1 protein-coding gene (running past one end of the window) is annotated in these 24,827 nt (G+C 70.0%); it reads right to left on the reverse strand.

Features of this window, described 5'->3' with window-relative positions:
• Positions 1 to 24,827, reverse strand: the 3' portion of a protein-coding gene (locus OG422_RS28025) for a protein-glutamine glutaminase family protein (RefSeq protein WP_405746896.1). Its footprint extends 15,331 nt past the window's final position; 24,827 of the gene's 40,158 nt are visible here — the last part of the coding sequence; its start codon lies beyond the right edge, outside the window; the stop codon is at positions 1 to 3.

Genomic DNA, 24,827 nt, shown 5'->3' on the forward strand with positions numbered 1-24,827 from the left:
CTACCGGACCGTCTCGCAGTTGACGACGACCAGGCCCTCCGGCCGCGGGCGTTCGCGTACCACCGCGATGAGGGCGCCGGTCGGTGTGTGCCACAGGCCCCCGTCCAGCTGCTCGAAACCGTACACACCGAGCATCTCGGGCGTCAGTACGGGCGCGTTGGCCTCCACGAGGACGTGGTCGGCCCCCGTGTCGATGCCGTCGCCCTGCGCGACACCGGCGGCCCGCCGCAGCAGCGCCTCGACGATCCGCGCCGTCTCGTCGGACGACTCGTCCCACAGCGCCCCGCTCAGGTGCAGCACCCGCGGCGGCCGCCCGCCCTGCCCGCCGGCCGCCAGCATCGTGACCGGGTTGCCGGGCGTGAGACCCGCGATGTCCACCTGACCGGACCGGTAGCGGATCTGGCCGACGGCCGCACCGGCCGTGCTCGCCCCGCCCGGCTGCCACTGCGTCACCTGCAGCCGCCCGCGGAACGTGTCCGGGCTGTCGACCAGCGGCACCTGAGGCGGCTGCTGGACGTTGCCGGGCACCTCCTTCGTGATCTGCTGCTTCGCGACCGGCTGCTCCACCGGCTCCTCGGCGACCTGCGGTTCCGTCGTCGAGGAGGCCGTGGCCTGCTGCGGTGCGGGCTTGGCGACCGGCTTGGCGTCGAGGTTGGCGAGCGGGTGCGAGGCCGCCGGCTGCTTCCGCTGCCCGGACGCGGGAACCGACTGCGACGGCTTCTGCGATGTCTGCGGCGGGCTTGCGAGCAGGGGCTCCTCGCCCTTCTCGCTCTTCGCCGGAGCCGAGGTTGCTGCCTGCCCCGTGTTCCTCCTACGGGCGTCCGAGAGGGGCGGGCCGGTGGGTGCCGCCGGCTCGTCCCACTCCATCTCCTCGTCGGACAGATCGGATTCGATGTCGCGGTCGGACAGCCACGAGAGCGTGGATCCGTCATCGAGATCCATCGGCGCCGAGCCCTGGGCAGCGGCGTCATCGGCGTACTCGTCGTCGCTCTCCATGAAGTCGTCGGAGTCCGACTCGGAGTCCCGCTCCGACTCCGAGTGCGAGGAGGGGGGGAAACCATCCCGGCGCGGATATTCCTCCTGCTCGTACACCGGGAGGTCCGCGGAGGACCGGGGGACGTGGTGCGAGTCGCCCAGGTGGCTGTCCAACAGGGGAAGGAGCGTGCTGTGGATGGCGTCCTTCATCTGACCGACGCCCCCGCGCATGCCCTCCAGCCGGCTCGTGAGGGCGGTGTGCTGCGGCCCGTCGACGAGCAGGCGCGCCACGGAGAGGTCCTGCAGCACGCCGCCGAGCAGGTCGCCCAGCGGGCCTAGCTCATCACGGGCCCATACCGCGAGATCGCGGGCCCGCCGTAGGGCGGGCTGAACGGACGGGTGTGAGGGTGCCATCTCCACGGTGTCCGCCGGGAGTTGCGCGGAATCCTGCGGGGTGATGAAGAGATGGTTCCTCAGCGGCTCCTGTAGCTCTTCCCAGAGTGATACGGCCTCCTGCCAGTCATCCAGCGGATCTTCGGAGCCCGCCTCGCCACGGAGCAGGCCCCGCAGCATCGCGAAGCTCTCCTCGTGCTTCGGGTACTTGGGGTGTGACTCCTTGGTCCAGGACGTCGGGAGGAACAGCTTCCACTCGCCGTACCGGTTGTCCTCGACATCCAGACCGAAGGCGCTGCCCTGCGAGTCACCCTTCGACTGCAACGACGTGACGGTGGCGCTGCTCGCCCACACCTCCAGGCCGGTCTCGTCCGCGACCTCCTGGGCCGCGTTGACGCCGGACTCCTGTGCGTCGGCACCGGCCGAGCACGCGACGAGGATGAGCTGAGGGCGGCCGAGCTCCTTGAGCTTCTCAAGGCTCGGACGCCGGTTCAGCATGGTGCCGAACGTCTTTCCCGGAACCAAGCGCACCGCCTGGGGGTTCCGGCCCTCCGCCACGACCAGCTCAAGCCAGCCGGGCTTGGCATGCGTCATCGCCAGGTACGTGGGGCGTCGCGGATCCCATCCCACCGTTCCCCAACCGACGACCCGGTCCCGTTCCTTCCCGTTCTGGTCCTTCTCGTTGACGAAGTGCGGGAAGTAGGCACTGCTGACATCGATGCCGGTGATGTCCCAGCTGTCGTCGGCGTATTCGTGCGCCGAATGGAAGACCCGGCCGGCGAAGTACTCGACGGGACCGCTCTGCCTGACGAGGATCCGCCGGTGGTCGAGGTCGCGAGGCCGGATGACGGCGCGCTGGTCGGTGGCCGATGTCACCGTCGGCACCTCGTCGTCCTCGTCGAGGAACGCATCGGTCACGTCGGGGAGAACGAGGGAGATCTCGGCGGCGAACGTGCCCGCGTGCTGGGGCGGTTTCACCTGTGTGAGGGAGAACTCCTCGGTGTACTCGTCGGCCAGCTTGTACAGGCCCGCCCTCAGGTCATCGGTGATCTCCGCCGCCAGCGTCCGGCCGGTATGCGGCTCGTCGGAGCCGTCCACCGTCAGGGGCCCGGTGGTGCCAAAGACGGATACCTCGACGCGCGGCAGGGCCGTGCCCCGTCGTCGGGTGCTCGCTGCCAGAGCGACCAGGCGGTCCGCGACCTCGGAGATCACGCGCCGCATGCCCTGCTGGGTCAGCTTCCTCTTTTCCGTGGAGCGCAGCAGGTATGTCTCCCGGACCTCGGAGGCACTGCTCCCGACCGGCTCCGGCGTCGCTTCCGTGGCGGATGCCTCGGGCTGCGTTTCCGTCGGAGTCTGCCCGCTCGGCGGCTCCACGGCCGGTGGTTCGGCCAGCTCCGGGGTCTCCGGCGTCAGCGCCTCGTTGAGGGCGCCTATGTCCATCGCGTCGGAACTCAGGGGTGCGGACCGCCGGACCGAGGAACGGGGGGCCGTGCCGGCGTTGACCGTGCGCTCGAAGCCGGCCGGAGGCTTGATTCTCGCCGGCGGCTCGAAGCCCACCGGGGCCGGGAGGCCGTCGAGCGTGTCGACGGTGGTGGAGAACTCGCCCTGCGTGTTCAGCTCATCGGAGGTGATTCCGGTGGGAAGGCCCCAGGCCGTGGGCCGGAACAGCAGCCATTCGCCGCGCTGCTGCGTCTTCGGGTGAGGCAGCAGGCCGAAGGAGTGAGTGCCCGAGGAGGCGGGATTCCGTCGTATCACCGGGATGGTCGCGGTGGTGGCGGCCCACACCTCGGTCCCGAGCCGGTCGGCCACCTCCTGCGCCACGCTCCGGCCGGACGCGTCGGTGGCTCCGGCGTGGCACATGAGGAGGATGAGCTGCGCCTCCTTGCCGTGGCGCTGCTTCATGTCGCGGTAGCTCGGGCGGCGCCCGAGCACCTCACTCAGCGCCTCGCCGTCCACCGAGTGGGACGATGTTTCGCTGCCGACCGTCACCGTCAGCTGCACAGAGCCGGGGGTCCCGTGCGTGAGCGCGACGTAGAGGGGCCGGGAGGAGTCCCACGACACCTTCTCGTACCCGCTGAGGACATACTTCTCCCTGCGCTCCCCCTGCTCCGTCATCACGTACGTGACGTCGTAGTGTGCGAAGTGCTTCTTCGCCAGGTCGAACTGGGTGCGTTCCTCGATCCGCTGGTTGGACTCCGACAATGAGAAGAAGACCCGCCCGGCCCGCTCGCCGTCGGCGGTCAGGACGCGCTGGTGGTGCAGGTCGCCGATCCGGAGGGAACCGGCCTGACCCGGCCGGGCCGTGATGCTCCGGATCGTGAAGTTCGGGTCGTGGAACCCGTCGGTCACCTCGGGCAGCCGGATACGGAACTCGGCGTACGTCTCGTTGTTGGCGGCGGAAAGCCGCGCGGCGTCCTCCACCTTCACCGCGGTGATCGAGAGAGTGGCGTTCTCCAGCAGCTTGTCCGGGTCGAGGAAACCGAGCTGCCGGGTCACTTCCTTCCGGATCTTCTTGACCATCCGCGAAGCCAGCTTCTCGGCGGTGAGCACTCCCTTGGAGTCCACCACCGGATTGCGGTCGCTTGCGAAGACCCGCACCTCGATCACGGGCAGCGGTGTCTTCTCGTGAACGCTGTTCAGAGCCAGCTGGCCCGCCCGGGTCGCGATGGCCTGCAAAAGCATCTGCACCGCTTCCACGTTGTCCGTGGTGAAGGGCAGCCGGTACGCCTCCTCGACCTCCTGTGCCGTGTCCTCCTCGGGCGCGACGCCCTGCGGCGGAGCGATCACCGCCTGCTCCTCCGACGGGGACTCGTCCGCGAGCTGCTGCGGGAGGTCCTGCGGCGTGGAGTGGGGAACCACCGTCGTCGTGGCCGAGGTGCTCGCCACGTCGGTCTCCGGCAGCTGGTCCCCGGAGGGCGGCTGCTCTTCGACGAAGTGGCCGCCGGGCAGCCCGCCCTCGGGTACCAGACCGTGCCCGTCGAGCAGCTCGGCGATGCGCCGCTTCAGCGCGTCGGGCCTGCGCTCCAGGGCGGAACGCTGCCGGGCGAGCTCGGTGACCACCGCCTTCCGGGCTTCCTGCTTCCGGTGGTCGTCGAGGATCGACCGGACGCGGACCAGTTGCCGCGCCCAGTCCATGTTCTCCTGGGACGGCAGGCCGTTCGCGGTGGTGCCCTGCGGCCAGGGCGTCCCGGGCGTCAGGCCGTAGCTCACCAGCGCGTCATCGACGATCTTCGATGCCTGCTGGTCCGCCTCCTGCGGGCCCATGGTGGCGCGCTGCTGCGCCGCCCACCGGACGACCAGCTCCACCAGGCCCCGAAGGGGTGCGGAGAGGTCCGTGGTGTCAACGGCCGCTCGCACCTGTTCCCCGCCCCATCGCAGATCGTCCTCCGACGGCTCCACCACGGGGACCGAGGCGCTGTGGTGCGCCGTATACGTCAGAACGTCGCTCTCGGCGGTCAGCCACATCAGGTCTCCCCACAGCTTCAGCTGCTTGGGGTCGGGCTGCAGGCGTCCGAGATGGAACAGGTGGGAGTCGTAGACCTTGCCCGCTTCCGGGAGGCCGTCGTTCGCCTTCAGATACGCGTGCGCCTGCTTCCGAAGGAACTCGGGTCCGGTCAGGTGACCGGCGTTCTTGGCGAGCTCCATCTCCAGGACGGAGCCCTTCAGCTCCTCCGGGTCCCGGAGGTTCTCCAGCACCCGTGCCAGGTACGCCGACCCGGCGGGGGCCACGAGGAAGCTGTTGCCGACACGGCCGTGCAGATACTGGTGGTCGACGAGCTTCCTCAGCGGCCCCTGCGCCTGTGCGGCGTTCACCGGCGCCTGACCGGTCAGCCACCGCCCGGCGCCATGCAGAGTGTCCCGGTAATCCGCCCAGTCCTGGAACAGCGGTGCCTGGAACGGCACCGCGTCGGGTGCCATGGACAGGCCCTCACGCGGCAGGACAACGGCACCGGGAGCGATGGCGACGTCCACGTAGACACCGCCGTGCAGCCACAGCGCCAGGTACCGCGCGGCGTCCGAGGCCATGGCGTACGCACCCTTGCCGAGGGCGTACTCGTAGAGCTCCCGGGCCCGCTCCGGACCGGTCTTCGTCGTGGCCGCGGACGACTGGCCCCGCGAGGTGGACGCCTGCCCGCCGAGGAGCTCCTCCACCGGCAGGATCCGGGCCGCGCCCTTGGCCAGTTCCGTGAAGAAGCCGGCGTTGGTCCGCCGGGCATCGGCGTCGGCGATGAAGGCGACCTGCCATCCGGACTGGGCTGCCTTCCGGGCCCACTCCGTGACGTTCTCCTTCGCGGACCCGCTCAGCGGCTTGGTCCCGAGCCACACCAGGTGCACGGTGCGCGCCACAGGCACGGTGTGCTGCCCGCCGGTGTCTCCCAGATACACCTGCTGGGGGACACGGTGCACCGTCACCGTCGCACTGCGCACCTGGTCCTTGGCGGTGCCGTTCTTTGTCACCGGGCCGTGCGAGACGCGGAGATGGTCCCCTGCCAGTCCGAAGAGGTTGTCCGCATGGTTCGCCAGGCCGTTCGAGAGAACGGTGCGCAGTACGGTTGCCACCGCGGCTGCCCGCTGCGCCGCCGCGTCCATGGACTTGTTGCCCATGCCGGCGATCTCGATCTCCGGAGCCGGGAGTCCCGCCCGGCGGTTGGAGACGGTCAGTTCCACCAGCGCGGCGCCGAGTTCCTCGATCTTCTCGCGCTGTTCGCCCGACAGTTCCTTGGAGCGCTCCGCGAAGTACACGGTGTGCGTCTCCCGGCTGCCGCCGAGGCCGTCCGTGACCAGGGTGCTCGTGGGCAGGGGCACGCTCTTGGCCTGCCCGCCGCCGCGCAGCCCGTCCTTCGGCATCTCGACGCCCAGCGCCGTCAGCTTCGGCTCCAGCAGGGAGTCGGCCTTCCGCCGTGCCGCGGCGTTGTCGGCGAACTCGCGTCGGCGGCGGGCGATGTCCTCCCGCACGGCCGCTACCGCGGCCTGTACCTCGGGGTCGTTGATGACCATCGGGCCGCGCACGATGCCGGCGGCCCACTGCAGGTCGTCGTCCGACGGGACGGACGCGTCGTTGGCCGAGGTGAGCGCCGCGGTCATCCGCTGCTTTCCGGCCCGGCGGGGCGTCAGCGCGGACGGCAGCGGGTTCCGGAGCCGCTGCGCCCCGCCCTCGTGAAGGCCCCCCTCCTCGTGGGTGCCCTCCTCCATGATCTCGTCGGTGTCGGAGACGGCATCGGAGTCCTGGGAGACGGTGCTCGCGTGGTCGTCGTCCACGGACATGGTGCTCATGGCGTCGGAGAGATCATCCGGCACCTGCTCGGACGGCCGCACCCTGTCCTCGCCGACCTGGCTCGGACCGGCGTTCATGTACGCGGTCGGGTCGTGCTCGTCGTCGCTGTCGAAGCTGAAGGAAAAGCTCTGCTCGGAGTGGCCGTCTTCCCCCTCCGACTCGCTGACGTCCATGTCGCCGACCCCGTCGCCGTCCGCCACGGTGTCCGGCTGCTCGGCGGTGTTCTCGGCCGACCAGGGGGAGTTGAGCTGCGCCGTCGGCACCAGCCGGTAGTCGTGGATGAGGCCCGTGGCGTCAGTCCTGGCCTGGAGGTACATGTCCTGGTGGCCGGGGAGATGCAGGCTGAAGACGGTGTGGCCCGGCGTGTCCAGCAGCCCCTGCCGGGCTGTGCGGAAGGCAAGCAGACGCAGGTGCGCATCCGTGTAACCGGCGGGCAGGTTCCGCAGCGGCAGGTTCCACGCGCGGTCGCTGAAATGCCCGCGACGCTGGGCGAGCAGTTCTTCGACGGTGCTCTGCGCGGTGGCGTAGGGCGCCACTTCGTGGGCCGGGTAGGCGCTCAGCAGCGGCCTGGCCGTGGGGTCGTTGAGCAGGCCGGACGTGGCGCGGAGGCGGAGCGCCCGCTGCACGTGCTCGATCGACTGCTGCACGATCCCGGACCTGAACGCCGGGTCCTGAGCCACGCGTGTCGCATCCTCGGCCGTGAGCGCGGGGTGCCATCTCCCGGTGTGGTTCGGGAGCGGCATCGGCGCCCTCATCCTCGCCGCGGTGGCGACCGCGTCGATGCTCGTGGGGTGGGCATCGATACCCAGCCACAGCACCGCCAGCTTTTCCGCCCCGGCCGTCGTGACCTGGGTGAGGAAGTCGGCGGCCGTCATGGCCCCGGTGCCGGGCTCGCCGAGCGGTTGGTATGTCAGGTCGAAGCGGACCAGCGGCTTGCCGCTCGTGCGGGCGGCGGAGTTGTACCGCGTGTCGATGTGCTCCTGTACCGCTGCCGCCAGCTGGCGGAACCGCTTCACTTCCCCGGGGGTCATGTACGGCAGCTTGACGACGCGCACCAGCCGCATGCCCAGGTCGTTGCCGTCGAGCACGTGGTACGAGACCAGGAAGGGCTTCGGCTGCGTGGCCCCGGTGGTCAGCTCCACCGTGCTCTGGGGCGACGACACCTTGATGGCGCGGGGCTGCCACTGTGCCCAGTGGGGCAGCGGCTGGATCGTGGCGGGCCGGACCCACACGTGCCGCCCCTCAAGGACGTACCCCTCGATGCGGACGCCGTGGCTCTCGCCGACCCAGAGGTAACCGGCCTGGAAGGGACCGGCGTCACCTGCGCCGGACCAGGCGAACCGCCCGGTGTTCAGCGCGACTTCATGGGCCTCCGTGATGGCGCCCCAGAGGGTGTTCGCCGACCAGCCCTCGGGGAACAGCCGGTGGATGCCGTCCACGCCGTCGAGGACGCAGCGCCAGGAGTCCTGTTCGAGGGCCGCCTTCTCGTCCCGCGACACCTTGTCGTCCAGCAACGCCACGTATGCCGACCGAACGCCGTTCGGCAGTACAGGGCCCGGGGCCGACTCGTCGTCGTAGATCACACCGCGGAGGCTCTGCGCGTCCACCGGTTCGCCGGGAGTGCCGGGCTCCGGCTTCACTTCCGCCTTGTAGTGGTGGTGGGCGCCGACGCGCTTGGCCCGGTCGCCGTCGAGCACGAAGCGTTCCGTCATCCGGGTGATGCGCGGCGGATTGCCCGCCGGAGGCGCCATCATCCGGCTGCGGGACAGCGGCGGCTGGAGCGGTCGCGGGTCCAGGGCGCGGTGCTCGGGGTCGACCTGCTTCTCGTGCGGGCCGAAGTCGAGGATCGTGCCGGTGGCGTCCGCCGTGCCCCGGATACGCAGGCCCTGGTAGACGCCGTCGAACGTGACCTGTCCGGCCCCTTCGGGCCAACCGCCGTTCTTCTCCAACCAGTTCAGGAGCGCCTGCTGGGCCGAGGTCACCACCTCGTCCTCGGTCATCTCCCTCGGGAACATCAGGACGCGGCCGTCGCGCGGCAGTGACCTGGAGAGCTCGCCCGCGCCCGGCAGATGCGCGGTGTCCTCGGTCATCGCCCTCGGGAACAGGGCCTGGCCGCCGCGCTCCATCAGCCGACTCGGATAGACGGCCCAGTAGGTGCCGTTGGGGTTGGGCTCCCCCTTGATCTGCGGGGTTTCCCGGTGGGTGGCACCATTGCGCGGCGCCATCCGTCCCGGCCGGGAGGCGTTCCCCCAGAACACCCGCTCACGGACCTCCAGGGGCACGGTGATCTGCGGGAGCGTGCCGTCGGACAGGTGAGAAGCGGCGCCCTGCCGCAGGCGGGCGCGCTGGATCGCGGACCACAGCATCTTCAGGTCGTGCGGCAGCCAGCGCAGGTTCGGTACGGTCAAGCCCTCGACGGCGGCCGGGAAGTTGTTGTTCAGCCGGATGGCGCCCCGCGCATCGGTGAACGACACAGACATGAGGGAGCCGTCCTCGTCCAGCGGACGCGGCCTGCCCTCCTGGTACCAGTCACCGGGGCCGTAGAGGTGGGACACCTCGTGACGGATCACCTCCCTGTGCAACCCGGTGTACCAGGTGGCGCTGTCCGCACGGCCGTTACCCGGCAGCAGAGACACGTCATGGTGTACGCGCGGCGCGTCGGTGGTGAACGTCGGGACGAACTGCACCAGATCGCCGTCGGGGAAGCGGTGCCCCACGTTGTCCTTCTCGCGCAGCACATCGAGCGCCGTCCGCTGGATCGTGGCCACGTCCTCGGCGGTCAGCTCGGTGTCGGCCTCCAGGCGGATGGTGGCGGTCAGCCGGGTCAGATGCGTTCCGTCGCCCAGCTCGTAGCGCCGGACCTCGAACTGCTGCAACCACACCGGGCCGAGCGAACCCAACAGATCTGTGATGCTGTCGGACGGCGGCTCCACGTGGACCGGAGAGCCGATCTCCCGCGCCATCGGCACGACGCGCAGACGGTAGCCGGGGGCATTCGGTGTGCTCAGCTCCGGCGCCTGCTCGATGGAGGTGACGACGCCCTGGGTGCCCGGCGCGAAGACCACGGGTGCCTGCGGGTTGTTCCCGAAGAGCGGCGCGGTCGAGGCGGCCGAGAACGACGTGTAGTGGATCTCGACGTTGCCGCTGCCGCACGGCGCGGTCCCCGCGACCGAGAGGCTGAGGTCGATCTCACTCCCCACCATGTAGGGGAGTCCGGTCATGGTCAGCCGCTGCCATGCCTGGCCGGTGTACGGATCCAGCCGTTCCAGGCCGGCGCCCACGACGGCGGCGGTGGCCATGGCGGACAGTGACCGGTTGGCGAGGCCCTGCCCGAAGGCGGGCGGCATGTCGCCGACGACCAGTGCGTACACCGCGGCCAGTTCCCGGACCGCGTCGGGGGAGGCGTCGGTGCTCTGTCCGCCGCCGGCCAACTGGTGGAAGGAGGACCACATCGAGGCGGTGTCGTGCCGCGACGGGCGCAGCTGTGCCCGGGTGTTGAGGTGGAAGGCGTGGTCCTGTGGTGTCGGCCGGTAGCCGTTCTTCAGACGGTCCAGCGGGTCGTCGGCGAGGAGCCAGTTGTCCCGCCACGCCTCCGTGGTGAGCCGCTGCCGTACGGCGTCGGTGAATGCCGTACGGATCCGCTCGGTCGTCGCGAACAGCTCCGCCACCTGCGCGTACCGCTCCTGGTACACGCCGTCGTAGCGGAACTGCGGCGTCGGCCCCTGGACCAGGTCCAGGACGGCGCCACCGTTCGGGGCGGGGTGGGACGCGAACAGCGGGCCCGTCGGGTTCGGCACCGGTCCGGGGTGGTTCTCGTCCGCCAGGTAGGGGGACACTGCCTCGACCTGGAAGAACTGGTGCAGCTCGCCGAACAGGATCTGCACGTCGTGTGCCATGTCCTCCGGCAGTTCCTCGGGAAGGTCATCGTTCCGGCCGGCCAGCCGGAACGCCGCCTCGACGAAGAAGCCGAACAGCTGCTCCGCGGGGAGGAAGCCGCCGAGGTACTGGCCGAAGTAGTAGCGCGCCTTGCCCGCCACGGCCGCCCCGAGCACCGCGTCCGCCGTACCGAACAGGCCGTGGTAGCGCTGCCACATCACGGAGTCGGGGTGCACGACCCGCCCGTTGGCGACGGGCAGCGGCAGGCCGGTCAGCAGCAGCGTCGTGGCCAGTGTCGTCACCGGGACGACCCGGCGGCCGGTGCTGCCCTCGGCCAGGTGCAGATACCGGAGTATCCGCTCCGCGGCGCGGTCCTTGTACACGCGTGGCGACTGGTCCTGCTGATCCGCGCCGGGCGCCAGCGTCGTCGTCAACTCGGGCCAGGCGTAGGTCAGTTGCCAGACCGTTTCGTCGGCGAAGGAGTGCCGCTGCCGCACTTCGGCCAGCAGCCCGGCAATCGGGGCCCGGGGCTGCTGCTGCGAGCCGATGTGCGGAACGGTCGCATCGGCGAGGCCCTGGAATCCCTCGGCGATCTCGTCCAGCAGGTGGCTCTCCGTCCACGGCTCCACGATTTGCGTCATGAAGCGGTGGACGGCGATGTCGTGGCCGTCTTTCAGTATTTCCGCGAACAGCGGCATGTTCGCGCCGAGGAACGCGTCCAGCCGCTTCTTGCGGGTGTGGTAGGGCTCCTGCGGTCCGTCCGCCAACCAGGGGTGCGGGGTCCGTGCGTCCTCCGGCTGCTGCGACTGCTCCCAGGTGGCGAAGTACGTACGCAGCTGCCGCAGCGCCGCCCGGGCGCGGGACAGATTCCTGGCCTTGAGCTCATCCTCGGTCGGCTGGGGGTCCAGCGCGGCGCTGAGCGGGAAGGACACGTCGGACACCCAGCGGGCCGCCAGGTCGTCGTCCTCCATGTGCTCCGAGTCGTGCGAGTGCATCGACTCGTCGTCCATCGACTCGTCGTCCGAGGACAGATGGTCGTCGTCCGAGGACATGTCCTCGGAGCCGGACATCGGGGACTGCTCTTCCGCCGGCGATTGGTGCAGCGGCGCCTTCCGAGCACTGTGCGCCGTCCGCGGCGCGTTCGGGACGGATATCGCCTTCCGGCCCGCGTCGGCATCGGTCCGGGTGGGGTGCACCGGCTCGGTCGCCACCTGATCGGAGGTTCCCGTGACGTCGAATTCCCACTGCGTGAACGCGGCGGGGGGCTCTTCGTCGAGAACGAAGTGGCCCGATTGCCCGGGCATGTCGGTCGTCCAGGCAGAGGTGTCCGCGATGTTTGTGAACGTGCTGGGCTCGAAGGGCATGCCGACGTCTGGACTGACTCGGGTCGGGAATACCTCTGCGAATCCGGGCGGGGGTGCGGGAAAGTCTTCCGTTTCGAAGGTGGTGAATTCGGTGGGGGGTGCGGGGGTGGTGCCTGTTTCGAAGATGGTGAATTCGGGCGGGGGCGCGGGAATGTCGTCCAGCGCCATTCCCTTGGTGATTTTCGGGAGGTCGGCGGAGGACATGGGGTCGGTGAGAGAGTCCCCCAGTTGTTCGTCCCACCGGGGGAGAAGCTCGTCCATGACCCGCGTGGACTGCTCCGCCGTTTCCTCCCGCAGGGCCCCGAAGCTTGCCGCCACGGTGTCCTTTGTCGTGACCTCCTCCGGCAGGCGCTTCAGCGCGCGGTTCATCTTGTCGAGCTGGCCGGATACCCAAATGCCCAGCTCACGGGTGCGCCGCTGGGCAGGTTGCGTGGCCTTGGGGGAAATGCCCTCGGCGTCCTGCTCGATCGCGTAGTCCTGTCGGCCGTCGAGGAGTGCGTAAACCTCCGGCTTCAGTTTCTCCCACTGGTGGACGGCCTTGAGGAAGTCGCTTTCGGATCCCTTCCTCAGGAGCTTCACCAGGCTCTTGAACCCGCTCTTGTACTCCTCGTACCTGGGGTGTGCGGTATAGGTCCACGACGTGGGACGGAAGAGCTTCCACTCGCCTTCCTGCTGCGCCTCCTCGTCGTATTCCAGCGCCAGTGCGGTGCCCTTGCTCTGCGCGGTCTTGGGGCTCCAGACGTGGACCGACGTGGTACTCGCCCAGACCTCCAGGCCGGCCTTGTCCGCCGCTTCCTGAGCGGAGGTCACCCCGCTCCGGTCCTCCGCGCCTGCCAGGCAGATGAACAGCACGATCTGGGGCAGCGGCTTCGGCTTCGGCCTCGGCTGTCGCTCCAGCAGGTTCCACAGGCTCCTCCGGTTCTTCAGAACCGTGCCCAACGCCTCACCGGAAGCGATGTACTTGGTGTCGGAGCCCTCCTCTTCGATCACCAACTCGACCTGGCCGGGCAGGCCATGGGCCATCGCCATGTACAGATCGCGTGACAGCTGCCACGGCACGGTGCCCCACGTGGGCATGGGCGTCTGCCCGCCGTTCGGCTGCTGCGGCGCCATGAGCAGGAAGTGCGGATACGACAGATCGACGAGGGTGTGGCCCTCGATGCCCCGGTTGACCTCTGCATTCCCGTGGAAGACCCGCCCGATGTGGTAGCCGGCCGCATCGCCGGCAGGCTTGGTGGTGAACCGTCGGCTGACAAGGTCACCGATCCTGATCGAGGCAACCTCCTCGTCGTCCCACTCGCTCTGTGGCACCACCTCCAGCTGGACGTTCTCGTCGAGGTAGGCATCGCTCACGCCGGGAAGGCGGAGCGTGATCTCGACCCGGACCCCACTCGTCCGGTCGTCCTCGACCTCGGACGCGGACGGCTTCACCGCGTCGACCTGCAGCGCCTCCAGGTCCAGCGGCGTACCGCCTTCCGGCAAGGCGTTCGCCGATGCCTCGCGCAGCCGCTCCCGGAACTGCTCGACGAGTTCGGTGGCCAGCGTCCGAGGGGTGTGCACCTCATTCTCCGTGCGGTTCAGCACGGAGACGTCGCCGAAGATCTTCATCTCGGCGACGGGCGGCGCGGTCCCGCGCTCCCGGGTGCTGAGGTACAGATGCACCATGCGCCCCGCGGCTTCTTCGAAGTTGCTCTGCAGCGTCAGCTTGCCCCGCGAGAAGACGTAGGGCGCCGTGTAACGCTCCCGGACTTCCCGGACTTCCCGGGAAACCGGCTGCGCCTGGTCCGGTACCGACTGCGTCAGGCCCTGCTCCTGGGAGTCGGCCAGTGCGTTCGTCATGGCCGTGGAGTCCGGGGCGGTGAGGGACTTCTGCCCGGGGTCCTCCTGCTTCTGCTCCGTTTCCTGGGCCTGCTCCGGCGCCGTCTTCTGGGCTTGCTCCCGCTCCGGAGTCTCCTCCTGCTCCGGCGCCTCCTCCGTCTTCGGGTCCTCCAGCGGGGCGGACTTGTCCCACGGGAACGCGACCGTCACCGGCGTCATGCCCTGGTGCGTGCCCAGCAGCTCGTCGCCCTTGAAGTACCAGAAGGTCACCCGCACCGAACCGTTGCGGATCTCCTGCGGCTGAGGCGTCTTGGTGCCCATGAAGACGCGGCCGGACTCGTTCTGGGTGCCGCCGACGCGGGAGGTGGTACCGGCGCCCGCGTTGCCGGTGACCCGCACGGCGTCCACTCCGGGCGCGCCGGCCGAGCCGCCGAGCATGGCCTGGCCTGACCGCTGCTCGATGTGGTGGTGGGCCGTGCCGAACCGGTGTCCGGCCTCGGTGGCCTGCGCCACCTCGGCCTTCTCGTCGATCCGGCCCAGAAGCAGCGGCTCGGGCAGATCGATGGTGGCCGTCACCCGGATCTGCTCGCCCCCCTCCTTCCACAGGTCCACACCCGGCGCCTTGCGCGCGTCCTCCGGCGTCCCCTCCACGGAGGCCATCTGCACGAGCCGCGCCATGAACTGCGCATGGCTGAAGTACAGCTCCGCCTGCTTGCCCCAAGTGGTGGTGCCGGACTTCTTGTTCCACTTGCCGGTGTACTCGGTGCCCCCGGCCGCCAGCATCTGGTGGACGCCGCCGAGGGAGTCGAGGTTGCGGATCACCCAGTCGCGGGTGGGCCGCACCGACTTGAGGAGGTGCCCGGCCAGTGTCGGCACGTCCTCCGTCAGGAAGGCGAAGTCGAGCTCCACTCCGCCGATCGCCCGGCCGTGCCCCGCCATGATCAGGGAGCCCCGCCGCTCGAACATCTTGCGCTGGGTATCGGGGTTGTCGAGCAGCTGCTGCGGCTGGGACGACCCACCCGGGCGGAGCTTCCCCAGCACCTTCCGCAGGCCGTCGAGCGGCAGCCGGAAGCCGGTCCGGGCCGGCTGCGGCGTCGGCGGCGTGGGGGTGAACGCGACGGGTTTCCGCAGCTGGTTCTTGAGCTCTTCGGCCTCCTGCTCCGCCTTCTGGCGCAGCTCGGGGTTCTGCTCCGTCGTCCGGAGCAGCTCGGCGTTCCGCTCCGCCTTCCGGAGCAGCTCGGCGTTCTCCTCCGGCGTCAGCGGCGGCTGCTGCGTCTGGAGGTTGCCCAGCGCCTCCTCGATGCGGTGGGCCTTGTGGCGCTGTACGGCGCGGAGCGCCCTGTGGTGCAGCCCGGTCTTCGTCGACTGCATCGTGAAGTACAGAACGACCTGACCGCGGTGGCTTGCCGACGCCACCTTGCTCTTGGTGGTCCTGGTGGTCTTTCCGGTGGTGCCGGCCGTGGAGTTCACGTCCTTGCCACTCGTCCTGGCGCCACTCACGCCGCCCACCACGTTGGCGCCGGCCGTGACCGGGATGCTGGCGCTGAGCCCGAGGCTGTGGCCGGTGGAGGTGCCACCGGCGGCCGCGGACACACCGTCCGAGAAGCCCACGCCGAAGGTGCGTTCGGAGCCGGCGGTGAACTCGGTCTCGCCGGTCTGCGTCCCCGCCTTCACGGTCTTCTTCGTCGTGGTCTCGACCTTCTCCTCGTCCACCTCCTCTTCCTCGACGGACTTCACACCGGCGGTGACGAGGACGAGGCCGCCCTTGACCTCGACGCGCAGCGGCTCGTCCGCCAGCATGCCGCGGAGGCGCCGCGTGAGCGTGTCGGTGGGCAACTCGGCCACCAACTGCTGCTTGACCGTCGGCCAGCCCCGGCCGAAGACGCGCTTGCCCTGGCCGTCGAGCGCGCCGAGCAGGGTGAACATGTCCTTGACCGACGCCGGCAGCGTGACGTGCTGGACGATGTCGGTGTCCCCGAGGCGGCCCGAGAGCTTGATGCGCTCGGGCACGCCGATACGGGACCACTTGTGTGCGTACGCCGGAGTGCCGTCGGCGTGGGTGACCTCGCGCGACGGGAAGGCGAAGACCGCCGCGGCGTCGGCCTCGACCTCGATCTCCGTCGGGTCTGCGGGCTTCTTCTCCTTCGGACCCTGCTCCGTGGTGCCGGTCGCCGTGGGGACAGTGGCCTGCGGGGCGGAGGCCGTGGTCTCGGGAGGCGCGGACGACGTCGTCGGAACCGCGTCCTGCTGCTCCTGCTGTTCCTGTTCCGGCTGCTGCGTCCCCTTCTCCGGGTGGAACCTCCACCACTTCACCGAGAAGCGGAACGAGATCGTCCCGTCGAACAGGTCGTGCGGCTCGGTGGTCTTGCCCTTGGCCATCGACGCGCCGCCCGAGTCCAGGGCGTGGCCGACGCTGGTGTCCTTGGTGCGATTGTTGGCGTACTGCACCGTGAGGACCGGGGGCTTGATGACCGCGTCCCGCAGGAACTGCGTCCGTTCGCGGTCGTCCTTCATGAGACCGGTGCCGGCCGACTGGTCGGTACCGGTCTCCGTTTCGAACTTCTCGACCTGGTCCCGGTGGTGCATGCCGCTGACCTTGACGTCGGTCAGCGCAACCTCGGCGGCGATGCCACCGGCCCGCACCGTGATCGTTTCCAGCGCATCCGGGCGCAGGCTGAGCTGCGGGATGCGGGGCCGCAGCGTCAGCAGGTTGAGGCGGACCGCCAGCTGCTCCTCGGCCTCGGGCCAGTGCGGGCCGAAGACCCGCTCCAGTTCCTCGCGCAGCACCACCAGCGGCCACCGGCCGCTCTTCAGGCTCAGCACGTGGTCGGTCGGTGCCAGCACCTCATCCTGGGTGACCCGACGCGGCGGGTACACCACCCGGGTCTTCGCGGCGTCCGTCTGTCCCTGGGCGCCCTTCTGCTGCTGGGCGTCCGCCTGCTCCTGGTCCTTCTGCTTCCTCGCCGCCGCCTTTCCGCTTTCGCGGGTGAACACATACGTGCCCTCGACCGGCGTGCACAGCGCCTTCGGGATCGCGACGATGAACGGCAGCGTGGCGACCTCGTTGCCCAGAGCCGCCTCGACCTCCTGCCCGTTGTCGTCGGTGACCTTGAACGTCACGGTGGCCTCGCCGGCGAACACCACCATCGGCTCGCGGTACTTGACGCTGTTGACGCTCTTGGCCTGCGTGGCGGCCCGGTCACCCGTGCGGTTGCGGAGGGACTGGCCGAAGCCCGCGGTGCCCTCCAGGTAGCTCTTGCTCGGCAGGCTCGCGTGGCCGCCGCCGAGCACCTGCCAGCCGCCCTCGCGCCACACCAGGTGACGCTGCGCGGTGCTGGTACCGGTCTCGCTCAGGAGATTGAGGTCGGCGGAGTTGACCGTCCGCAGGTAGCGCAGCGTCTGGACCGCGCCGCCCTCCGCCGAGATGATCCGGTGCTTCTTGCCGTCGGCGGTCCCCAGCGAGGTGCTGTTCAGCTTTCCGCCGCGGGTGAGCCAGCCCAGCTCGCTCCCGAACCGCTCGATGCGGAAACTGCTGTGGGCGATGGCCCGGACCTCCTGGGCCTCCTCCTGGGTGAAGATCGCGTCGACGATGGCGTCGATCCGTTGACGGATCGACATCGGCGCCTTCGTCGGCTGCTGCGCGCGGGCGGCCTCCTGGACCAGCTGGAAGTCACCGCCGGCGAACACGGAGTGGACCACGGCGGTGTCGGGCAGACCGCTCTGCCCCGGCGTGATGCGCCACACCGAGTGCGGCGGCATGTAGCTCTGGTGCCCCTGCGGGAACTGCGAGGGTGCCAGGATCCGCGGCGACGGCGCCGGCCACTCCTGTCCCTGGAACGAGGTCTGGATCAGCTGCCGCGCCCAGTCGGTCAGGAACACCGTGGGCTCGTCGGTCTTTTCGGTCTCCGAGGTCTCGGAGAGGGAACGGAACCCGAGCGTGGTGTAGGCGACCGTGGTCTGCTGCGTCGGCTTCTCCTGGACCTCCGCGGTCCGCCGGGCCTCCTGGAGCTGATGGGTTTCCCGGGGCTGCCCGGTCTCCTGGACGTCCTGGGTGGGCCGGTCGGCGGCGGACGCGTGGTCCGACTCGCTCTTCGCGCCGGTGCCCTGGACGAACTCGACGCGTAGGAACGCCACACCGTCGAAGAGCGAACCCGGCACCTTGGTCTTGGTGGCGGTGCCGGTACGGGCGGATTGGGACGAGAGGATGACGTCGTCGGTGCCGGACGTCGTCCGGCCCTGGCCGACGACCTTGAACGGCAGGGTGTCGAGCGGCGCCGCCTGGCCACGGGCCGCGTAGGTCGACCCGGAGCCCTTCGACGACACCTCGGTGACCGTGTGGGTCACGTCGGTGCCGACGTTGAACTCGGTCTCCACGGTGTCGTGGAGGTGCCGCATCGCCGCGACCTCGGTCGAGAGCAGCACCGACCCCAGACCGTCCGTCAGGTCGATCTGCAGCGGTTCGCCGTTCATCGTCGCGGTGAGCTGCTCGTGCAGCAGACCGAAGTCGACACGGGTCAGCAGCTGCGTCCGTACCTGCTTCCAGCCGTCGTCACCGAAGACCTGCTTGCCGATGTCCTCGACGGAGGGGCCGCCGGCGACCTTCTGCTGGAGCAGGTCTTCCATGCCGTGCAGCCGGTTGCCCTCCAGGCCGGCGGCGTACACGTCCACGACGACATCGGTGGCGCCGATGGCGCGCAGCTCCCGCGTGCGCGCGGCGGGCAGCCGCGGAACGCTCGTCGCGGTCTTCTTCTTGTCGGTCGGGCCCCACTTCATGGGGGTGTGGCCGGTCAGGTCCCAGGCGGCGGCGGAGTGGTGGCCCGAGTCCCAGGACGGAATGAGCAGCGTCGTGGGAAGTCCGACGACGACCGGCGTGGAATCCTTCTTCTCTTCCTGCTGCTTCGGCGCCTGTGCGATCTCGGTCCGCGGGGTCCGGACGGACGTGGTGGCGGGCGGCTGCGTCTGCTGCTGCGCGGTGCTGGCCTGCGGGTCCTGGACGGGCAGCGACGCGCCCTTGCCGAGGATCTTGCCGATGCCGGTGGGGGTCACCTTGGAGAAGTCGAGGGTGAACTCGGCGACGGAGCGTACCCGCATCGCCTCGGTCGGGGTCTTGGCGCGCGCGAACATCCGGCCCAGCTGTTCGTTGCCCTCACCGCCGGAGCGCTGGTGCTGCCTGCCCGTGGAGAAGTCGAATCGGCCGCCCGGCAGTTGGATGCGCAGGGTGCCGCCGTAGCTGACGTTCCAGCCTTCCTCGTCCAGGTAACCGGCGCCGGAGGCGGACTCCGCGCCGTTCTCGAACTCGACCTTGGGCACGATCCCGGTCGTCACCGCGTCGCGGAACGAGACACCGACCTCGATCTCACCGCTCCAGCCCGAGACGTCGATCGGCACCCACCGCTTGCCGCCGCGGCTCATGCCGGACAGCCAGGGCTTGATCTCCTCCGTGCCGAGGTAGCGGAGGATCTGCTGCCGTGCCTGCGCGGCAGCCTCCTCGCCGAGTGCCGCGCGCAGCGCCGGCATCACGGCCTCGACCAACTGGTCCTCGGACGTGCCGAGTTCCTCGACGTAGTCCCCGGCGCTCAGCTGCCCCATGGCCAGCCGCGCGGGCGGCGCCGGGAGCTGCGGCGCGGGGGCGGGCTCCTGCGTGGTAGCCGTCGGCGCCTTGTCCGAAGTGGTGGCCGAAGAACTCTCCGCGGTCTTCTTGTCGCCCGTCGTCCCGGGCTTCTCCTCGGCCTGCTGCTGGGCCTGCTGCTGCTCCTGGGACGTCAGGGGCATCTCCTGCCCGGTCGTGGACGTCGCTGCGGACGGCTGGGGCACCGGCTGCCGCGGGGAGCGGGAGGTGGGCGCAGCCGGCTGGGAGGGCGTCAGCTCCTGCGGGGATGCCGGTTCCGGTGCCGTGGCGAGGTAGTGGTCCTGTCCTTCCTCCAGCCGGACATGGACGAGGTGGACCGGTCGCTGGTTGGTGCCGAGGCTGTGCCACGTGCCGTTCCTCGGGTGGAGGACGGAGACGGCGAGCTCCGGGAACTCCAGCGAGAACAGCAGCGGGATGAGGTCACCGCCGAGGGAGTCGTAGTGACCCTTGGTGACGATGTCCTTCCTGATGCGGTCGGCGATGCCGGAGTGGTTCACCGCCTCCTTCCACGAGGCGATGTTCAGCGAGCCGTTCTGCACGTTCTCGCGCACGGCGTCCGGCACCTCTTCCCGGGCGAGGTAGCCCGTGAGGAGGTTCAGGAGTTCCTGTTCCCCCGGGGACAGCGTGGCCGCCTGGGGCTGCTCGCTCACCTGGGACGCCTCGTTCGGCGTGCTGTTGCGGACACCGGCCCGGTACAGATCGGAGAGCGGCGCGGCCACCTGCATCCAGAAGGACTCGTGGTCGGAGGATTCGCGCAGCGTGTCGAACCGGTCGGCGAGCAGCCGACGCAGCTGCTCCAGGCCGTGCACGGGCAGCTCGTCGGCCCGGTCGTGTGCCACGAGGGTGGCGAGAACGGCGTGGAAGAAGCAGTCACCGTCGGCGCGCGTGCCAACGGGCTGGAGCTTCTCCTGCGTCAGCCCGGGGGCCTGCTGGTCGTCCACCCGCTGCTCGGTCCACGGGTTGCGGGTGACCTGATGGTTCGGGTCGCTCTTGCCGGACCGCTCCTCGGACTGCTCCTCGGACTGCTCCTCGGACGGGTGCTCGCTCTCCTTCTTCTCCGGCGTCTCCTGCTGTTCCTGGGGCTCGTCCCCGCTTCCGGCGCTCTCCTGCGACTCGGATTCCGGGAGGGGGTCGGTCTGAGCCGGGGTGCTCCGGGTCTCGGTGTGCTGCTCCTGGTCGTCGGAGTGGTGCGGGGAGGCGTTCTCCGCATCGCTCTTGTCGGTCCGGCCCTTGTCGTCGGATTCCTGGTGCCCGTCCGCTTTCATCACCACCGGCGGCGCGGCGGCCGTGAGCTGCACCAGGCCGTTGACGGTGGCGCCCCAGGTGAGCTGGTACCCGCGGGTGAGCGGGTCGCGGTCCAACTCCGGCTGGACGTGGACCTCGGCGAAGGTGTCGCGGGTCATGGTGGTGCCGAAGACCACGATGTCCTCGTCGGAGCCCTCCAGGGGCCGGACCTGCCAGACCAGGGTGTGGTCCTGCTCCTCCACTTGCTGGGCGTGGAGGAGTTCGAGCAGCAGCTCGTCCTCGGGGCCGTTCGCGCGCCGCGGCGGCACATACCAGCCGGAGGGTGTACGGATCGCGTGCGGGTTCTCCGTGTCGAGGTTGCCGAGGTTCCTCAGCATGCCCACCGGGGTCAGGCCGATCTGTACCAGATCGCGGACGAGGAAGGCGACGTCGTAGGCACCGCTGGACCAGCCGAAGGGGCCGAGGACGCTGCGGGTCTCGATCCTGATGCGGACCAGCACATCGGTGGGACCGAACGTGTGGAGGTAGGTGTCCGTCGCCGTGCCCTCGACGCGGTTCATGTTCCAGCCGCCGGTGCCGGTGGTCAGGCTTGTGGACTGCGACTGGGACAGGCCCCCGCTCGCGCTGCCCGACAGCTCACCGTGCAGCGGGTGCGCCGGTTCGGCGGACGCACCGGTGGCGTTGCTCCGGCTCCCGCTCGTGGAGAAGCTGTGGTGCTGCGAGCCGTACTCGCTGCGCTCGACGGTCACCGGGCGGGCCGCCCGGAAGGTGCCGGCCTCGACCGGGAGGAATGAGACGAAGACCTTGCCGAGCGTGTTCGTGAAGAACTCGTCAACCGTCAGGAGGTCGACCGGCACCTCGGTGGGGACGCCCGTCATCCCGTGCTCGATCAGGTGCCGGTTCAGGACGTTGGCGTTGATGATCTTGTGCAGCGCGCCCTGCGCGGAAGTGCCGCGTCCCGCGAGGCTTGCCAGCGGGCCGACGGTGGTCGCGTTGTTGAGGAACATGCCGAAGAGCGCACCCAGCGGCTCCGGGTTCACCAGAAGCACGGCGTGCTTCAGGGCCAGGTCCTCGGCGCCGATGGAGTAGTTGACCTCGGGGCGCCACGTGGCGGGGAACTGCTGCGTGACGGCCGGCACGGTCTGCTGCACCGCGTCGGCCGGTTCCTCCGCCGGCAGGTCCTTCAGCTCCGAGACCGCGACCACCACTTCTTCGGTCAGCTTGACCTCGCAGACCTCGGGCCGGTGCGTGGGGGGCTGGGCGAGCGAGGCCAGCGGACGGGCGGGCGCCAGGGCCTGCGAGAGGCGGACGGTGTCCACGACGGAGATCTCCAGCACGTCCTCCACCGTGTAGGAGACCAGGGGCCCGTCGAGGGTGAGGGCGTCGTGGCGGCGCGAGGCCAGGCTGTGCGCGGCGGACTGCGCCGTCGACGTGCCGCGGGTGAAGGACGCGGCGGACTCGGAGACGGCCAGGCCGAACTTGTGGCTCTTTCCCTGCGACTTCTTGTGCGCCACCTCCGAACGGGCGTTGGACTGGATGTACTTGCTCAGCGTGCCCTCGAAGGGCGTGCCGTGCTGCTTCGCGACGGTGCCGCGCTTCAGACGCAGGAGGATCTGCGTCCGGTGCCGGAAGCCGGGGCCGCCCGAGGACAGCGGTTGCAGGACCACACCCGCGCCGCGCAGGGCGTCCGTCATGCTGACCAGGGAGGCCGGGTCGAGCAGGATGTCCAGGGAGCCGGCCACGCTGTTGCCCGGCAACTCCAGCTTCCACAGCGGGTTCTTGCTGCCCGGCGCGTGGCTCTCCAGCAGCGCGTTCAGCTCGTGAATGATCTGCTTGTGCAGCACTTCCGCGGCGCTCGACGCCAGCCGCAGCGTGTCGGTGACGGCGGTGAGCGGCAGGTCGCGCGACCGCAGCGTGCCCGGGACGGTGGTGAGGGGGGGCGTGCTCGTGACCGCGCCGGAGCCGGACGTCTGCGGTGCGGTGGTCACCGGCCGGTGCTGCCGCAGGAAGCGGATGCCGTCCTCGATCACGAGCCGGGTGACCGGAGTCGGCGTCCGCTCCTCCGCCGTGCCCGCCCGCTCCTCGCCGGTCCCCTCGGTGCCGGTGTTCTCGACGAGCTTCCGCTTCCACGTGCCCAGCTGGTTGACGTCCTCCCGGACGACGGTGACCTTCCAGGTGACGGTCCCGGACTGGAGGGAGAACGGCACGTCGTTGCGGAGGACGAAGTGGCCCGGGTTGACGTTCAGGACGTGGGAGTGGCTGCGGCCACGGCTGTCGCTCACCGACGTGGTGTAGGAGCCGCCGCCGGCCAGGGCGCCCGAACCGCCGCTGATGCCCATGGTGTGGCTGCGGTTGCGGAAGAAGTTGCCGGTGGTCACGGAATGCCCGCTGGTGAACCCGGTCGAGTTCTCATGGGCGTTCATCGCGTTGAGCAGCAGGGTGCCGGGCCGGGTCGGTGTGACTTGGGTGACCTCCGCCTCAAGCGCCAGCCGGAACCGCTGGTCGGTGAACGTCCCGTCGAGGATGAACCCGCCGGTCGTCGAGTGCGACGCGGTGTTCAGGACGGCGACGAGCTGGTCGGTGCTGACCACCGCCTGCGCCTGGAGTTCGGCGATCGCCTTGGGGACCTGGAGCTGCTCGTGCAGCACATCGGCGATGAGGCCGCGCACGCGGGAGACGCCCGATGCGTCGATGACCCGGTCGCGGTGGGTGAGCGTGGTGGTGTCGTCCCCTTCCACCGTGACGGGCTCGGTCGGCGCCGTCGTGGTCTGCTCCTGAGCGGGCCAGGTGGGCGCCAGCCAGCGGGCCTCGCCCTTGAGGGGCCGGCCGGTGTGGCTCTGCGGTGCGGTGGGGACGCGGACGTACTCGCCGTTCCACTTCGCCCAGCTGTTGCCCACCACCCGCTCGGCCCGGTTGATCAGGCCCTGCGGCTTCAGGCGGTGCACCGTGACGGACGGCGTCAGCACCGTCTTGTACGTGTACAGCACGTTCTCGTTCTCGTCGGACGGCGGCCGCATGTGGCCGTTCAGCCGGTACGTGTAGTACGAGTTCGTGTGCTGCCTGCCGTCGGTACGTGACATGGACAGGCCGAAGGAGTGGCTCCCCGCTGCCGCCGAGCCCAGGTTCATGGCGACGGTGCTGCTCAGCGAGACCGTGGCGCTGCTCGACACGGACGTACCGGCGTCGTACATCGCGGCGGGCAGGTGGTCGAACCCGGTCATCGGCATGCGCTTGCCGACGACGGGACGGATCGTGCCGGTGCCGGGCACGGCGACCCGCTCGCCCCGTACCTGGAAGACCACGACCTCCACGGAGTTGTCCGGGAGCCGCCGGGTCAGCGTCTGGGTCAGGCCGCTGTCCGAGAACAGCTCCGTCATCTGGCTGTTCAGCGACTCGGGGTGGAAGTGGGTGTCCATGAAGGCGGACCGGTCCGCCACTTCCTCCGGGCTCCATCCCTGGATTCCGGCGCGCTTCTCCGCTTCCCGCAGGGAGTGCACCAGAGCGTTGCGTACCCCCCCGGCGCCGGCCAGCCCGGCGGGGGCGAACAGTCCGAGCGGTCCGGTCGGGGTGGTCAGCTCCGTCGGCGGCTCGGGCAGCGGCTCGGTCTGTTCCTCGGGCCGGGTGATGGTCAGTTCCTGTGTGCCCGGGGTGGTGTGCAGGGCGAACGGGTCGATCTGCCCGATCTGCTGCGGCTGTGCCTTCACCGCGCCGACGATCCGGTCGACGGCCGTGCGGAAGTCCCCGGCCTGCTGCTTGGGGATGCGCACCACGACATGGATGTCCGCGAAGTGGTCCCGGCCGACCTGGTGGAGCACCTCGGAGGCCACCTTGAGCCGGACGACCAGGTGGAACGGCACGGTGTCGTCGTGGTTCCGCAGCGTCTGCCAGCGGCCACCGCCGATGTCGTAGAACGTGGAGGCGCCCGCGCTGGTGCTCGCGTCGAAGCTGACCGAGCCCTTGCCGGTGAGGGCCGACCCGTGGGTGTTCGGCGCCAGGGCGACACCGACGCCGAGCGAACGGCTGCTGCCGGTGCTGTTGTTGCCGCCGCGCAGCGCGAGCTTGCGGGAGTTGAGGGTGGTGGGGATCTCCGTCGGGTCGCCCATCTGCTCGGCGGACAGGACGAGCCCGCGCAGGGTCAGCAGCAGGGTGTCGCCGTTGGCCATCCGGAACGGCGGCAGCTTCGTCTCCCCGCCCATGATCCGCATGAAGTCCGCCATGACGGTCATCTCGCTCAGGCGGTGGTGCACGTACT

This window comes from Streptomyces sp. NBC_01525, from assembly GCF_045040405.1.
GTDB classification, from domain to species: Bacteria; Actinomycetota; Actinomycetes; order Streptomycetales; family Streptomycetaceae; genus Streptomyces; species Streptomyces benahoarensis.